Origin of the sequence: Xanthomonas sp. GW, from assembly GCF_014236815.1 — a bacterium.
Classification (GTDB): domain Bacteria; phylum Pseudomonadota; class Gammaproteobacteria; order Xanthomonadales; family Xanthomonadaceae; genus Xanthomonas_A.
Genome location: NZ_CP051189.1, coordinates 3,529,090 through 3,543,824, shown reverse-complemented (window position 1 = coordinate 3,543,824; position 14,735 = coordinate 3,529,090). Strand labels below are relative to the sequence as shown.

Genomic DNA, 14,735 nt, shown 5'->3' with positions numbered 1-14,735 from the left:
ACAGAGGGCGCAGAGGACGAACGGCGGACTCAGGCCACCGGCTCGCGTAGCGCCGGCGCATCCCAGCCCGGGCGTGGCGCGAAGCGCTCGCCGTAGCGCGCCTGCAGTGCGCGCAGCCGCTCCAGCAGCGCGTCGGCGCCGGCCGCACGGATGTGCTGGATCGGGCCGCCGCGGAACGGGGCGAAGCCGGTGCCGAAGATCACCCCGGCATCGAGCAGGTCCGCATCGGCGACCACGCCTTCGTGCAGGCACGCCACCGCCTCGTTGAGCAGCGGCAGGATCAGGCGGTCTTCCAGATCGGCCGGCGCCTGGTAGTCCTTGTCCACTTCGGGCTTCTTCGCGCGCCCGTTCTCCCAGGCGTACAGGCCCTGGCCGTCCTTCTTGCCGCGCTTGCCCGGCTCCACCGTCTGCAGCGCCGCAGGAATCGGCAGGCCCAGGAACGGCGCCAGTTCCGCGCCGACGCCGGCCGCCACGTCCAGACCCACCGTGTCGATCAGTTCGATCGGCCCCATCGGCATGCCGAACTTCACCGCGGCCTTGTCGATCGCCGGGCCGGGGATGCCCTCGGCGTAAGCGGTGGCCGCTTCCAGCAGGTACGGGAACAGCACCCGGTTGACCAGGAAGCCGGGCGTGCCGGCCACCGGCACCGGCAGCTTGTCGATCGCCTTGCAGAACGCCGCCAGCCGCTTCTGGTTGTCGGCGGCCAGGCCGTCGTGGCAGACGATCTCCACCAGCGGCATCTGCGCCACCGGGTTGAAGTAGTGCAGGCCGGCGAATTGCGCCGGGCGCTGGATGTGCTCGCGCAGTTCGGTCAGCGGGATCGAGGAGGTATTGGTGCTGAGCAGCGCATCCGGCTGCATCCGCGGTTCCAGCGCCTGGTACAGCTCGCGCTTGGCCTGCGGGTTCTCGATGATCGCCTCGATCACCAGGTCGGCCAGCGGCACGCCGTCGCCGGCCAGGTCGCCCTTCAAGCGCGCCGCCACCGCCGGGCGCTTGCTGTCGTCCTTGACCCGCTTGGCGAACAGTTCACCGGCGCGACTCAGGGCGCCATCGATGAAGCGCTGCTCGCGATCCTGCAGCGTCACCTCGAAGCCCTTGTAGGCCGACCAGGCGGCGATGTCGCCGCCCATCACCCCGGCGCCGACCACGTGCACGTGGCGGATGCCATGATCCTTCCCGCCCAGCGCCTTGAGCCGCTCGGTGAGGAAGAAAATGCGGATCAGGTTGCGCGCGGTCGGCGTGCTCGCCAGCTTGACCACCGCCTTGCGCTCTGCGTCCAGCCGCGCCTGGATGCCGCCGCCGCCGCTGCGCTCCCATACGCCGATCAGCGCGTACGGCGCCGGGTAGTGTTCCTTGCGCGCCTTGCGCGCGACCTGCTTGCGCATCTGCGGCGCCAGCAGCTTGCGCGCCGGCCAGGTGTTGGTGGCCCAGGCGGTGGCGCGCTGCTTGAACGGGCGCGCGCTGCCGGTCAAGGCCAGCGCCACCGCGGTATCGACCAGTACCGCCGGTGCGGCGACCTTGTCGACCAGGCCCATGGCGCGGGCCGCCGACGCCGACACGGTGCGCCCGGTCAGCATCAGGTCCATCGCCGCCGGCGCGCCGATCAGCCGCGGCAGGCGTGCGCTGCCGCCCCAGCCGGGAAAGATGCCGAGCTTGGTTTCGGGCAGGCCGATGCGGGTGGAGCCGTCGCTGGACGCGACCCGGTAGCGGCACGCCAGCGCGATCTCGGTGCCGCCGCCCATGCAGAAGCCGTGGATCGCGGCCACAGTCGGGCAGGGCAGTTCGGCGAGTTTCTGGAAGGTGGCCTGGCCGCGGCGGATCGCGTCGTTGACGGTGCCGCGGCGGTCGAATTCCTGGAATTCCTTCAGATCCGCGCCGGCGATGAAGCCGTTGGCCTTGGCCGAGCGGATCACCACGCCCTTGGGCGGGTCGATGGCGATGCGTTCGAGCAGATCGCCCAGCTCCAGCAGCACGTCCTGCGACAGCGCGTTGACGGGCGCGTCCTGGCGGTCGAGGCTGAGCACGACGACGCCGTCGTCGCGGATATCCGCTTGCCAGTGACTGAATCGGAGCCCGTCGAAGCCTGAAAGCATGGGGAGGACCATCCGCTTATGTATGGAGAAGATCGTTATCATCCAGAGGTTGTTTCCGTTGCGTCAAATCCCAATCCACAGGGGAGTGACGCGGGTCCCGCGACCGCTGGCATGCCGCCAGCCTAACGGAATGCGGGTTAACGTCGTGGGGCGGCGGTCCGCAGGGGCGCTGAACTTTTTTCCGAATTGGCGGTCAGATGGTCCGACGTAGGTTGGGCTGACAGGAGTGCGGCCCGTTATGGCCGATGTCGAAACACCTCAGGAGCTGGACCTGGAACTGGTCCGGCGTGTGCAGCGCGGCGAAAGCGCGGCGTTCGATGTGCTGGTACGCAAGTACCAACACCGGATCGTCGGCCTGATCGGGCGCTACATCGCCGACTGGAGCGAATGTCAGGACGTGGCCCAGGACACCTTTATCCGCGCCTACCGCGCGATAGGGAACTTCCGTGGCGACGCCCAGTTTTCTACCTGGTTGCACCGGATCGCCGTGAACACCGCCAAGAACTACCTGGTTGCGCACAACCGCAGGCCGCCCACCGACGACGTCGACGTGCTCGACGCCGAGCAGTTCGACAGCGGCACGCGCTTGCGCGACACCGACACGCCCGAGCGCGAACTGATGCGCCAGGAGCTGGAACAGACGGTGATGAAGGCGGTCAATGCGTTGCCGGAAGAATTGCGAACCGCCATCACCCTGCGCGAGGTGGACGGGATGAGTTACGAGGACATCGCGCAGAAGATGGGTTGCCCGATCGGCACGGTGCGCTCGCGCATCTTCCGTGCGCGGGACGCCATCGACGCCGAACTCCGTCCCCTGCTGGATACCGACAGCGCCACTCGTGAGCGACACCGCGTATGACCGATAGCACTCCCATTCCCCAGGCCGAGCCGACTCCCGGCGCCACGCCGCCGGACAAGTTCGAACTGCACTACCGGCAGCAGCTGTCGGCATTGATCGACGGCGAGCTGCCGGCCGACGAGGCGCGCTTCGTGGTGCGCCGGCTGCAGCACGACGAGGAGCTCGCCGGCTGCCACGAACGCTGGCAGCTGTGCGGCGACATCCTGCGCGGCCGCGTGTGCATGCCGGCGCCGGCCGATTTCGGCGAGCGCGTGCGCCAGGCGGTGGCGGCCGAGGCGCAACGCGCCGAGGTGGCGCGCGCCAGTGATGCCGCCGGCAGCCGCCGTGCCTGGCGCTGGGGCGGCAGCGCGGCGCTGGCGGCCTCGGTCGCCGCGATCGCCTTGTTCATGACCCGCGAGCGCCTGCCCGATGCGGCGCCCGCACCAGCGCCGGTGCAGGTCGCCAGCTCGAGCGCTCCTGCCGCCGCGGCGCCCGCTGTCCCGGTGGCTGCCGTGCCGCAGACGCCGGCACCGGCACCGGCACCGACAGACCCGCAGGGCGACCTCGGCGCGGCGGTCGCCGCGGCGCCGGCCGTGGCCATCGCCGCCAACCGGCGCCAGGACGCGGCCGTCCGCCGTGGCGCGACCCGCACCCAGCAGGCCGCGCGCAGCAGCGCGGCGCGCGCCGCCGAACCGGTACGCGCGATCGCCGCCGCGGCACCGTCGCGGCCTGCGGCGAGCGCGCTGCCGCCGACGGCCACGGCGGCCGGCCAGGCGCTCGCGCAGCAACATGCCGGCGATCCGTTCGCGCACCAGCCCGCACCGTTGCAGGCGCGGCCATGGCCGCGCTCGGCGCTGGCGCCGGCCGCGTCCGGCGGCGCGTTCACCGCCAGTTTCCCGCGCCAGGGCGCGTCGGCGGCGTTCTATCCGTTCGAGCCGCGGCTGCCGGCCGACGCGGCGCCCGCGCCGTTGCCGCAGCAGCCTTGACCCCAGGCGTCGGTCGAAGCACGTGCTTCGCTCCGGCGCGCGGTGCCCGCGGCACCGCCCCTGTTTTCCTTCCCTTTCCCGAACCGGAGGCTCGCGTCCGATGACTCACCGTATCCGCAACCATCTGCTGGGCGTGTTGGCCCTGACCCTGCCGCTGGCCGCCTGCGCACAGCAACCCGAGTCGGCCGCGCCCGCTGCCGCCGCGCCGGCCGCGCGCGCGGCGCCCGCGCCGCAACTGGTCGCCGGCCTGCCCGATTTCACCAACCTGGTCGAACAGGTCGGTCCCGGCGTGGTCAACGTCGAAACCACCATCAGCCGCAAGGCCGCGGCCACGCGCACCGGCGCCGGCGGCATGCCCGACGACGCGCAGATCCCCGAATTCTTCCGCCGCTTCTTCGGCCCGGAAGGGATGCCCGGCCAACCGGGCATGCCCGGCCAGCAAGGGCCGGACGAAGACGACGCGACCCCCGGCGGCCGCTCGATGGGCTCGGGCTTCATCATCTCGCCCGACGGCTACGTGCTGACCAACCACCACGTGGTCGACGGTGCCAGCGAGGTCAAGGTCAAGCTGACCGACCGCCGCGAATTCACCGCCAAGGTGGTTGGCAGCGACCAGCAGTACGACGTGGCGCTGCTGAAGATCGAGGGCAAGAACCTGCCGACGGTGCGCGTGGGCGATTCCAACATGCTCAAGCCCGGCCAGTGGGTGGTGGCGATCGGTTCGCCGTTCGGCCTGGACCACTCGGTCACCGCCGGCATCGTCAGCGCCACCGGGCGCAGCAATCCGTACGCCGACCAGCGCTACGTGCCCTTCATCCAGACCGACGTGGCGATCAACCAGGGCAATTCCGGCGGCCCGCTGCTCAATACCCGCGGCGAGGTGGTCGGCATCAACTCGCAGATCTTCTCCGCGTCCGGCGGCTACATGGGCATCAGCTTCGCGATCCCGATCGACCTGGCGATGAGCGCGGTCGAGCAGATCAAGAAGACCGGCAAGGTCAGCCGCGGCATGCTCGGCGTGACCATGCAGCCGAACATCAGCGATGTAGAGGCAAAGGGCCTGGGCCTGACCGACACGCGCGGCGCGCTGGTCAACGGCGTGCAGCCGGGCAGCGGCGCGGCCAAGGCCGGGATCGAGCCGGGCGACTTCATCGTTGCCTTCAACGGGCAGAAGATCAACACGCGCGAGGACCTGCCGCCGCTGGTGGGCATGCTGCCGCCGGGCAGCAAGGCGCGGGTCACCGTGATCCGCGACGGCAAGCCGCGCGACATCAGCGTGACCCTGAGCGAGCTCAGCGACGACGGCATGGCGATGGGCCAGCAGCAGCCGGGCCGCGGTGGCGCGGCGCCGGCGCCGCAGGCCGCGGAAAGCAGCGCGCTGGGCATCAGTGTGGAGGAGATCCCGGCGCCGGTGCGGCAGAAGCTCGGGCTGCGCGCCGACGAGGGCGTGCAGGTGGCGCAGGTGAGCCGCGCGGTGGCGAGCAAGTCGCAGCTGCGTCCGGGCATGATCGTGCTGCAGGTCGGGCGCACTCCGGTGTCCACTGCGGCGCAGTTCCGCAAGCTCACCGCCGGCGCGAAGAAAGGCGACGTGGTGATGCTGCTGGTGCGCGCGCCGGGTAGCCCGGCCAGCCAGTTCATCGCGATCAGCGTCGACTGAGCGGCCGATCGCGGTAGTGCCCATGGCGGCCAGCGAACCCAGGTTCGCTGGCCGCCATTGATTTCATTGGGGTTTGTTGCGCGAAACCGTGCCCGCGCCGCCGCGGGCGTCGGTGTGCCGCAGCCGGGGCGCCTGGCTCCCTCCGGCCATGCGATAATGGCCCGTTATCCTGACGACGGTCCTGGCCGCCGCCCACCTCATGTCCTCTGATTCGATGCGGAACATCCGCAATTTCTCCATCATCGCCCACGTCGACCATGGCAAATCGACCCTGGCCGATCGCATCATCCAACTCTGTGGCGGCTTGCAGGCGCGCGAGATGGAAGCGCAGGTGCTCGACTCCAACCCGATCGAGCGCGAGCGCGGCATCACCATCAAGGCCCAGTCCGTGTCCCTGCCGTATACGGCCAAGGACGGGCAGGTCTACCACCTGAATTTCATCGACACGCCTGGCCACGTCGACTTCTCCTACGAAGTCAGCCGCTCGCTGGCCGCCTGCGAGGGCGCGCTGCTGGTGGTCGACGCCGCGCAGGGCGTGGAAGCGCAGTCGGTGGCCAACTGCTACACCGCGGTGGAGCAGGGCTTGGAAGTGGTGCCGGTGCTCAACAAGATCGACCTGCCCACCGCCGACATCGCCCGCGCCAAGGCCGAGATCGAGGCGGTGATCGGCATCGACGCCGAGGACGCGGTGGCGGTCAGCGCCAAGACCGGCTTCAACGTGGACCTGGTGCTGGAAGCGATCGTGCACCGCATCCCGCCGCCCAAGCCGCGCGACACCGACAAGCTGCAGGCGCTGATCATCGACTCGTGGTTCGACAACTACCTGGGCGTGGTCTCGCTGGTGCGGGTGATGCAGGGCGAGATCAAGCCGGGCAGCAAGATCCTGGTGATGTCCACCGGCCGTACCCACCTGGTCGACAAGGTCGGCGTGTTCACCCCCAAGCGCAAGGAGTTGCCCGCGCTGGGCGCCGGCGAAGTGGGCTGGATCAACGCCTCGATCAAGGACGTGCACGGCGCGCCGGTCGGCGACACCCTGACCCTGGCCGCCGACCCGGCACCGCACGCGTTGCCTGGCTTCCAGGAAATGCAGCCGCGCGTGTTTGCCGGCCTGTTCCCGGTCGATGCCGAGGACTACCCGGACCTGCGCGAGGCGCTGGACAAGCTGCGCCTCAACGACGCGGCGCTGCGCTTCGAGCCGGAAAGCTCCGAGGCGATGGGCTTCGGCTTCCGCTGCGGCTTCCTGGGCATGCTGCACATGGAAATCGTGCAGGAACGGCTGGAGCGCGAGTACGACCTCAACCTGATCTCGACCGCGCCGACCGTGGTCTACGAGGTACTCAAGACCGACGGCAGCGTGATTCCGATGGACAACCCGTCCAAGCTGCCGCCGCTGAACAACGTGGAAGAGATCCGCGAGCCGATCATCCGCGCCAACATCCTGACCCCGCCGGACTACGTCGGCAACATCATCACCCTGTGCGAGGAAAAGCGCGGCAGCCAGATCGGCATCAACTACCTGGGCAGCCAGGTGCAGATCAGCTACGAGCTGCCGATGGCCGAGGTGGTGCTGGATTTCTTCGACAAGCTCAAGTCGGTGTCGCGCGGCTACGCCTCGCTGGACTACCACTTCCTGCGCTTCGACGCCGGCCCGTTCGTGCGCGTGGACACGCTGATCAACGGCGACAAGGTCGATGCGCTGTCGATCATCGTGCACCGCAGCCATGCCGACCGGCGCGGCCGCGAACTGTGCGAGAAGATGAAGGACCTGATCCCGCGGCAGATGTTCGACGTGGCGATCCAGGCCGCGGTCGGCTCGCAGATCATCTCGCGCAGCACGGTCAAGGCGATGCGCAAGAACGTGCTGGCCAAATGTTATGGTGGCGACGTGTCGCGCAAGAAGAAACTTCTGGAAAAACAGAAGGAAGGCAAGAAGCGCATGAAGCAGGTCGGCCGCGTGGAGATCCCGCAGGAAGCCTTCCTGGCTGTGCTGCAGATGGATAAGTAGCCGGGATTGGGGATTCGGGATTGGGGATTGGCAAGCGCGCAAGCCTGTCTGATGTCCCGCTCTGCCGAATCCCCTCATCCCCAATCCCAAATCCCGTTCCGAAGGAACACGAATGAAATGGTTTGAAATCGCGCTGGTTGTGCTGACCTTCGCCACCGGCATTATCTGGTTGCTGGACAAGTTGTTCTTCGCCAAGCGCCGCGCCGCGCGCGCCGGCCTGCTGGACACCGAGCCGGTGCTGGTCGATTATTCGCGGGCGTTCTTCCCGGTGCTGGCGGTGGTGCTGATCCTGCGCAGCTTCATCGCCGAGCCGTACAAGATTCCGTCCAGCTCGATGATGCCGAACCTGCTGGTCGGCGATTTCATCCTGGTCAACAAGTTCGCCTACGGCTTCCGCCTGCCGATCACCAATCAGAAGGTGATCCCGACCAGCGAGCCCAAGCGCGGCGACGTGGTGGTGTTCAAGCCGCCGCACAAGCCGGACGAGAACTGGATCAAGCGCGTCATCGGCCTGCCCGGCGACCGCATCGGCTTCCACGGCGATACCCTGTACATCAACGGCACGCCGATGAAGTACCAGGTGCGCGGCGAGTACGTCGGCAAGGGCAAGGGCGCGGAGATGACTGGGTCCACGCTGCTCACCGAATACCTGCCGGGCCGCACCCACACCGAACTGGAGTGGCTGGACCGCAACAATCCGGCCGGCCAGGGCGATTGGGTGGTGCCGCCGGGCCAGTATTTCGTGATGGGCGACAATCGCGATAATAGCGAGGACAGCCGCTTCTGGACCCAGACCCACTTCCTGCCCGAAGAGAACCTGCGCGGCAAGGCGTTCCTGGTCTGGCTCAATTGCGAAGGCTGGTTCTGCAGCGGCAGTTTCGATCCCTCGCGGATCGGGACCGGCATCCAGTGATTTCTGGCGTAAGGGGAAGCGCGATGAAGCACAAGCAAAGTGGCATGACGTTGACGTCGTTCGTGATCGTGCTGGCGGTGGTGGGTTTCTTCGCCTACATCGGCATGAAGCTGTTCCCGATGTACATGGAGTACTACGCGGTGCGCTCGGCGATGAAGGGCCTGGCCGCCGAACCGGGCAGCGCCGACATGGATCCGGCGCAGGCGAAGATGCTGCTGTTCCGCCGCCTGGACATCAACAACTCGGACAACGTGAAGCCGGACGACGTCAAGTTCGACCGCATGGATTCGGGCTGGAAGATGCATGTGGCCTACGAAGTGCGCAAGCCGCTGGTCGCCAACCTGGACGTGGTCGGCAAGTTCGACATCACCCAGGACCTGACGACGCGCGGTGGCGAGTAAAACGATCCTGCGCGGCGACCGCATCGGTCACCGCTTCGCCGACCCGCAGCTGCTGGCGCAGGCGCTGACGCATCGCAGCGCCGGCGCGCCGCACAACGAGCGGCTGGAATTCCTCGGCGACAGCATCGTCAACCAGCTGATCGCCGAGGCGCTGTACCAGCGCTGGCCCAAGGCCGACGAAGGCGCGCTGACCCGCGCCCGCGCCGAACTGGTGCGCGAAGCCTCGCTGGCCACCATCGGCCGCCAGCTGGAACTGGGCGAGCGGCTGACCCTGGGGCCGGGCGAGATGAAGTCCGGCGGGCATCGCCGCGATTCGATCCTGGCCGACGCGGTCGAGGCGGTGGTCGCGGCGATCTACCTGGACGCCGGCTTCGAGGCCTGCCGTGCGGTGATCCTGCCCTGGTTCGAGACGGCGCTGGCCGCACTGCCGGTGGGCAAGCCGGAGAAGGACGCCAAGACCCGCCTGCAGGAATGGCTGCAGGCCCGGCAGCGGGCCCTGCCGGCGTACGAACTGATCAGCGAAACCGGCGACGAACACGCCAAGCTATTCCGGGTACGCTGCGTACTCGCCGAGCCTGCCCTCACCACCGAGGGCGAGGGCACCTCGCGACGGCTGGCCGAACAACAGGCCGCCGCCGCCGCCATCGAGCAACTGGATTCCAGCAAGTGAACGAGCAAGCCTCCCCTTACCGCAGCGGCAGCGTGGCCGTGATCGGCCGCCCCAACGTGGGCAAGTCCACCCTGACCAACGCCCTGGTGGGCGCCAAGGTCAGCATCGTCTCCAACCGGCCGCAGACCACCCGGCACCGCCTGCTGGGTATCGCCAGCTTCCCGGAAGGGCAGTTGGTGCTGGTCGACACGCCCGGGCTGCACCGCGAGCAGAAGCGCGCGATGAACCGGGTCATGAACCGCGCCGCGCGCGGCTCGCTGGAAGGCGTGGACGCCGGCCTGCTGGTGATCGAGGCCGGGCGCTGGGACGACGAGGACACGCTGGCGTTCAACGTGCTCAACGATTCCGGCATCCCGGTGGTGCTGGTGGTGAACAAGGTCGACCGGCTCAAGGACAAGACCGCGCTGCTGCCGTTCCTGCAGCAGGTCAGCGAGGGCCGCAGCTTCGCCGCGGTGCACCCGATCTCCGCGCTCAAGCGCAAGGGCCTGGAAGCGCTGGTGCGCGACCTGCTGGGGCTGGTGCCGGAAGCGCCGGCGATGTTCGGCGAGGACGAGATCACCGACCGCAGCCAGCGCTTCCTGGCTGGCGAACTGGTCCGCGAGCAGCTGATGCGCCAGCTCGGCGAAGAGCTGCCGTACGCGACCACGGTGGAGATCGAGCGCTTCGCCGAGGACGGCGCGCTGCTGCGCATCGGCGCGGTGATCTGGGTCGAGCGCGAGGGCCAGAAGGCGATCGTGATCGGCAAGGGCGGCACCCGCCTGAAGGACATCGGCGCCAAGGCCCGGCAGCAGATGGAGCGCCTGTTCGGCGCCAAGGTGTTCCTGGAGACCTGGGTGCGCGTGCGCGAGGGCTGGTCGGACGACGAGGCCGCGCTGAAGGCGTTCGGGTACGGGGAGTAGTGGTAAAGCCGGGATTCGGGATTTGGGATTCGGGATGACCAGCCGTTCGGCTGTGAAAGCCAGGATTCCGGATTTCGCAAGTTCGCCGCATTTCCGCTTTTCTGTAGGAGGGGCTTCAGCCCCGACGCCTTGCCGATAACGCGTCGGGGCTGAAGCCCCTCCCAAAAAAAACGGCTGAGCCGGAAATACAGCTGCCACTTCTCTTCGGAACACGGCGCTTTTGCATCAGATCGCTTGACAGCGATTTGTCCCCGGACAGCATTCTGGAGTCCCGAGTCCCGAGTCCCGAGTCCCGAGTCCCGAGTCCCGAGTCCCGAGTCCCGAGTCCCGAGTCCCGAGTCCCGAGTCCCCGAAGCTTCCATGCTCATCGAACACGAACCCGCCTTCGTCCTGCACGCGCGCCCCTGGCGCGAGACCAGCCTGCTGGTGGAAGTGCTGAGCGCGCAGTACGGCCGGCTGGGCGTGCTGGCGCGGGGCGTGCAGGGGCCGAAGAATCAGCCGCTGCGCGCCGCGCTGCAGCCGCTGCAGTCGATCCGCTTCAGCGCGCAGCGTCGAGGCGAGCTGGCCCAGCTGCGTGCGGCCGAGGCGCTGGATACGGCGCCGCGCCTGAGCGGCGACGGCATGCTCGCCGGGTTCTACATCAACGAACTGACCCTGCGCCTGGCGCCGCGCGACGATCCTGCGCCGGACCTGTACCTGGCCTACGCACGGGTGCGCGCGCGGCTGGGCGCGGAAGCGCCGCTGGCGTGGACGCTGCGTTGCTTCGAGCGCGACCTGCTGGACGCGCTGGGCGTGGGCTTCGACCTACGCCACGACGGCGACGGCGAGCCGATCGACCCGGCCGCGCGCTACGTGCTGGACGCCGAACACGGCCCGCGCCGCCTGCTCAGCGACCGCGGCCACGACCAGCGCAGCGGCATGGCCACCGGCCGCGCGCTGCTGGCGCTGGCCGCCGACGAGATGCCGGTGGCCGAAGACCTGCCCGGCCTGCGCCGCGGCATGCGCGTGGTGCTGATGCACCACCTCGGCGGGCGCGGCCTGAAGTCTTGGGAGATGCTGCAGGATCTGACCCGCCAGCGCCGCGACGCGGAGGCTGTGGAAATGTCGGAGGCGCCTGGTTCAATGGAAGTGCCTGGATCGCCGGTGCCGAAGGCCGATTGAGCCGCGCGTTCGCTTGCCGGCTTCTTGTAGGAGGGGCTTCAGCCCCGACCGCTTCTGCAGCATGCCGGCTTGCCGACGGTGTCTGTCGCGGCTGAAGCCGCTCCTACAGGGGTGTGCGGCAAGTGCGCCGACGCCCCGCTTCTACGAATCCCCAATCCCCAATCCCAAATCCCGGCTCAATGCAGCAACGCAGCGACCGCCTCGCTGAACTGGCTGCGCGCCTGCGACGAGGCCGGGTCGCCTTGCAGCTGGCGGACCGCGCGCGCCAGCCGGGCGGCGCCGACGAAGCCGCAGCTGGCCTGCAGCCGGTGCAGGTGGTTGCGCACCGCCTGCTCGTCGCTGAGCTGCAGCGCCGAGGCGACCGCGTCGCGGGTGCCGGGCAACTCGGCCAGGAACAGTTCGCGCAGCGCGATCAGGTGCGAGCGCTCGCCGTTGAGCGCGACCAGTGCGGTGGTCTCGTCCCAGTCCACCGCCGCCTCTGCCGCGTTCGGCGCGGCACCGACGCGGCCACGCGCCAGTAACCGCCGCACCGCCTGCAGCAGGCGTTCGGGACTGAGCGGTTTCAGCAGCACTTCGGCGAAACCGGCGCCGAGCAGGTGCTCGCGGACCGCGCCGCTGGCGTCGGCGGTATGCGCCAGCGCCAGGGTGCCGGGGCGCTGCCGCTGCAGGCGCTGCAGCAGGTCGGCGCCGCTGCCGTCGGGCAGGTTGGCGTCGATCAGCCAAAGGTCGTGTTCCTGCGCCTGCGCGCTGGTCAGCGCGGAAGCGACGGTGTCGGCCAGATCGACCTGCGCAGGCAGGGATTCCAGCGTCACTTGCAAAAACGTGCGACTGATCGGGTCGTCCTCGACCAGCAAAAGTCGCGTCACAGGGTCCTGGGTCGATGCCATCCTTATGCCTCCATGCGGCCTGGGCGCATCTTAGCGGCTGCGACGATGCGTCGCATCACTTTGCGCCGCCGCCGCCGCGTCCGCAAGCGGGTGTTCCGGGCCAACTGCTTTGGGGAGGGCGCTGGCCGGATCGGCGCAGGCCAGGGCAACCCGAGGCGCCGCGCCCGGGCGCTTGCGCGGCCCGCGTCGGCGCACGTGCCCGCGCACGGCAGGGCCGCTCCCGGCGCATCGGCAGGCCCTGGCGCATCTGCGACAATGGCCGCCCTTTTCCGCCCGCAGCCTGCCGCCACGTGGCCCGATCCAGAAAACGCCTAGACCGCACCCCGTTCCAGACCGATATCGTCGACCTCAGCCACGACGGCCGCGGCGTCGCCCGCCCCGAGGGCGAGGGCGGCAAGGTCGCCTTCGTCGCCGGCGCGCTGCCGGGCGAGACGGTGCTTGCCGAACCCACCGCGCGCAACCGCCATTTCGACGAGGCGCGCACCCTGCAGGTGCTGCAGGCCTCGCCGCAGCGGGTCGAGCCGCGTTGCCCGCATTTCGGGGTCTGCGCCGGCTGCGTGCTGCAGCACCTGGCCGAGGACCAGCAGATCCTGGCCAAGCAGCGGGTGCTGACCGAGAACCTGGAGCGGATCGGCCACGTGACCCCGCAGACGGTGTTGCCGCCGCTGTCCGGCGCACCCTGGGGCTACCGGCGCAAGGGCCGGTTCTCGGTGCGCCGGGTGGAGAAGAAGGACAAGACCCTGGTCGGCTTCCGTGAGCTTGATCCGCGCTTCGTCGCCGACCTGTCGGTGTGCCACACGGTGATTCCGCAGATCGGCTTCAAGGTGAGCGCACTGGCCGAACTGGTCGAGAGCCTGGACGGCAAGCGCGACATCCCGCAGATCGAATTCATCGCCGGCGACGACGCCGTGGCGCTGACCTTCCGCCACATGCAGCCGCTCAGCGCGCGCGACCAGGACGCGCTGGTGGCGTTCGCCCAGGCCCACGAGTTCGCCATCTTCCTGCAGCCCGGCGGCGTGGACAGCGTGCATCCGTTGTATCCGCAGCAAGTGCCGCTGTCGTTCCGCTTGCCGCAATGGGACGTGGAGCTGGCGTTCCGGCCGCTGGACTTCATCCAGGTCAACGCCTCGCTCAACCAGAAGATGATCGCGCTGGCGCTGACCCTGCTCGACGCGCAGCCCGGCGACCGCGTGCTCGACCTGTTCTGCGGGCTGGGCAATTTCACCCTGCCGCTGGCGCGTACGGTGCGCGAGGTGGTGGGCGTGGAAGGCGACGCGGGGCTGGTGGCGCGGGCGCGCGACAACGCGCAGCGCAACGGCCTGGACAACGCGCAGTTCTTCGCCGCCGACCTGACCCAGGACCAGCGCCAGGCGCCGTGGATGCAGCAGGGTTTCGACAAGCTGCTGCTCGACCCGCCGCGCTCCGGCGCGATCGAGGTGCTGCGGCAGCTGCCGTTGGACAGCTTCCAGCGCATCGTCTACGTCAGCTGCCACCCGGGCTCGCTGGCGCGCGACGCCGGCTACCTGGTCAACGAGCAGGGCTTCGTGCTGAAGGCCGCCGGCGCGATGGACATGTTCCCGCATACCGCGCATGTGGAGAGCATTGCGGTGTTTGAGAAGCCGGGAATCGGGAATGGGGAATAGGGAGTGGTAACAGCGACGTCCGCGCGCTGGCTTATGCTTTTCCCATTCTCCTTTCCCGATTCCCCATTCCCATGGCTATAGAAATCGAACGCAAATTCCTCGTCACCGGCGACGGTTGGCGCGCCGCGGCGCATCGGGTGATCCCGATGGCGCAGGGCTATATCAACGACCAGGCGGCGATGGACAGCGGCGCGCAGAAGGCCTCGGTGCGGGTCCGCATCCAGGGCGAGGAGGCGTTCCTCAACCTGAAGTCGCGCGAGCTCGGGCACACCCGCCAGGAGTTCGAATATCCGCTGCCGCTGGACGATGCGCGCGCGCTGCTGGCGCTGTGCGTGGGCGGGCTGATCGACAAGCGCCGGCACCTGGTGCAGCACCAGGGCCATCTGTGGGAAGTGGACGAGTTCCTCGGCGACAACGCCGGGCTGGTGGTCGCCGAGATCGAGCTGCAGAGCGCCGACGAGGCCTTCGCCAAGCCCGACTGGATCGGCAGCGAAGTCACCGACGATGCCCGCTACTACAATTTGGCGCTGGCCTCGCATCCGTTCTCTCAGTGGCCGGGATTCGGGATTGGGGATTAGGGAT

At 68.9% G+C, this 14,735-nt stretch carries 13 protein-coding genes; 11 read left to right on the top strand and 2 right to left on the bottom strand.

The window, feature by feature from the left end; genetic code table 11:
- Positions 1 to 29: 29 nt before the first annotated feature.
- A complete protein-coding gene (locus tag HEP73_RS15155) occupies positions 30 to 2,093 on the bottom strand; it encodes a 3-hydroxyacyl-CoA dehydrogenase NAD-binding domain-containing protein (RefSeq protein WP_185820606.1) in 2,064 nt (687 codons plus the stop codon).
- A 238-nt stretch (positions 2,094 to 2,331) separates the two neighbouring features.
- On the opposite strand from HEP73_RS15155, the gene rpoE reads away from it, so the two are divergent.
- The 9 genes from rpoE to recO all read left to right on the top strand — a co-directional run bounded on the left by rpoE (position 2,332) and on the right by recO (position 11,623).
- Positions 2,332 to 2,952, top strand: coding sequence for an RNA polymerase sigma factor RpoE (rpoE, locus tag HEP73_RS15150; RefSeq protein WP_053835168.1), 621 nt, complete (start codon positions 2,332 to 2,334; stop codon positions 2,950 to 2,952).
- The gene (locus HEP73_RS15145) at positions 2,949 to 3,917 is read left to right on the top strand and encodes a sigma-E factor negative regulatory protein (protein WP_185820605.1); all 969 of its coding nucleotides are present in this window, start codon (positions 2,949 to 2,951) and stop codon (positions 3,915 to 3,917) included. Before rpoE ends, HEP73_RS15145 begins: the two co-directional genes overlap by 4 nt.
- Before the next feature lie 100 nt (positions 3,918 to 4,017).
- Positions 4,018 to 5,574 (top strand): DegQ family serine endoprotease, encoded by a 1,557-nt coding sequence (locus HEP73_RS15140; RefSeq protein ID WP_185820604.1) that lies wholly within the window; start codon positions 4,018 to 4,020, stop codon positions 5,572 to 5,574.
- Between the two features lie 214 nt (positions 5,575 to 5,788).
- Positions 5,789 to 7,579, top strand: a complete 1,791-nt coding sequence (gene lepA, locus HEP73_RS15135; RefSeq protein ID WP_179565498.1) for a translation elongation factor 4 — start codon at positions 5,789 to 5,791, stop codon at positions 7,577 to 7,579.
- Positions 7,580 to 7,691: 112 nt separating this feature from the next.
- Positions 7,692 to 8,492, top strand: a complete 801-nt coding sequence (lepB, locus tag HEP73_RS15130) for a signal peptidase I (RefSeq protein WP_053836767.1) — start codon at positions 7,692 to 7,694, stop codon at positions 8,490 to 8,492.
- A 23-nt stretch (positions 8,493 to 8,515) separates the two neighbouring features.
- On the top strand, positions 8,516 to 8,893 hold the full coding sequence (locus tag HEP73_RS15125) for a DUF4845 domain-containing protein (protein ID WP_179563682.1): 378 nt from the start codon (positions 8,516 to 8,518) through the stop codon (positions 8,891 to 8,893).
- The gene (gene rnc, locus HEP73_RS15120; protein ID WP_185813436.1) at positions 8,883 to 9,563 is read left to right on the top strand and encodes a ribonuclease III; all 681 of its coding nucleotides are present in this window, start codon (positions 8,883 to 8,885) and stop codon (positions 9,561 to 9,563) included. Before HEP73_RS15125 ends, rnc begins: the two co-directional genes overlap by 11 nt.
- Complete coding sequence (gene era, locus HEP73_RS15115) at positions 9,560 to 10,462, top strand: GTPase Era (protein ID WP_185813435.1); 903 nt, start codon at positions 9,560 to 9,562, stop codon at positions 10,460 to 10,462. The genes rnc and era overlap by 4 nt, the downstream gene beginning before the upstream one ends.
- A gap of 360 nt (positions 10,463 to 10,822) precedes the next feature.
- Positions 10,823 to 11,623 (top strand): DNA repair protein RecO, encoded by an 801-nt coding sequence (gene recO / locus HEP73_RS15110; RefSeq protein ID WP_185820603.1) that lies wholly within the window; start codon positions 10,823 to 10,825, stop codon positions 11,621 to 11,623.
- A gap of 176 nt (positions 11,624 to 11,799) precedes the next feature.
- Here recO and HEP73_RS15105 read toward each other — a convergent pair whose 3' ends face one another.
- On the bottom strand, positions 11,800 to 12,510 hold the full coding sequence (locus HEP73_RS15105; RefSeq protein ID WP_185820602.1) for a response regulator: 711 nt from the start codon (positions 12,508 to 12,510) through the stop codon (positions 11,800 to 11,802).
- 290 nt (positions 12,511 to 12,800) lie between these two features.
- Between HEP73_RS15105 and rlmD the strand changes: the two genes are divergently transcribed.
- Together rlmD and HEP73_RS15095 are read left to right on the top strand one after the other, a co-directional pair.
- Positions 12,801 to 14,153, top strand: a complete 1,353-nt coding sequence (rlmD, locus tag HEP73_RS15100; protein WP_185820601.1) for a 23S rRNA (uracil(1939)-C(5))-methyltransferase RlmD — start codon at positions 12,801 to 12,803, stop codon at positions 14,151 to 14,153.
- Between the two features lie 71 nt (positions 14,154 to 14,224).
- Positions 14,225 to 14,731: a CYTH domain-containing protein gene (locus tag HEP73_RS15095; protein WP_185820600.1), complete on the top strand. Its 507-nt coding sequence runs from the start codon at positions 14,225 to 14,227 to the stop codon at positions 14,729 to 14,731.
- Positions 14,732 to 14,735 lie beyond the last annotated feature (4 nt).

Bases quoted from the DNA above. Each gene is read 5' to 3' on its own strand.
- lepB (WP_053836767.1), top strand. From the start codon at position 7,692: ATGAAATGGTTTGAAATCGCGCTGGTTGTGCTGACCTTCGCCACCGGC.
- HEP73_RS15155 (WP_185820606.1), bottom strand. From the start codon at position 2,093: ATGCTTTCAGGCTTCGACGGGCTCCGATTCAGTCACTGGCAAGCGGAT.
- recO (WP_185820603.1), top strand. From the start codon at position 10,823: ATGCTCATCGAACACGAACCCGCCTTCGTCCTGCACGCGCGCCCCTGG.
- HEP73_RS15095 (WP_185820600.1), top strand. From the start codon at position 14,225: ATGGCTATAGAAATCGAACGCAAATTCCTCGTCACCGGCGACGGTTGG.
- HEP73_RS15125 (WP_179563682.1), top strand. From the start codon at position 8,516: ATGAAGCACAAGCAAAGTGGCATGACGTTGACGTCGTTCGTGATCGTG.
- HEP73_RS15105 (WP_185820602.1), bottom strand. From the start codon at position 12,510: ATGGCATCGACCCAGGACCCTGTGACGCGACTTTTGCTGGTCGAGGAC.
- HEP73_RS15145 (WP_185820605.1), top strand. From the start codon at position 2,949: ATGACCGATAGCACTCCCATTCCCCAGGCCGAGCCGACTCCCGGCGCC.
- rpoE (WP_053835168.1), top strand. From the start codon at position 2,332: ATGGCCGATGTCGAAACACCTCAGGAGCTGGACCTGGAACTGGTCCGG.
- HEP73_RS15140 (WP_185820604.1), top strand. From the start codon at position 4,018: ATGACTCACCGTATCCGCAACCATCTGCTGGGCGTGTTGGCCCTGACC.
- lepA (WP_179565498.1), top strand. From the start codon at position 5,789: ATGCGGAACATCCGCAATTTCTCCATCATCGCCCACGTCGACCATGGC.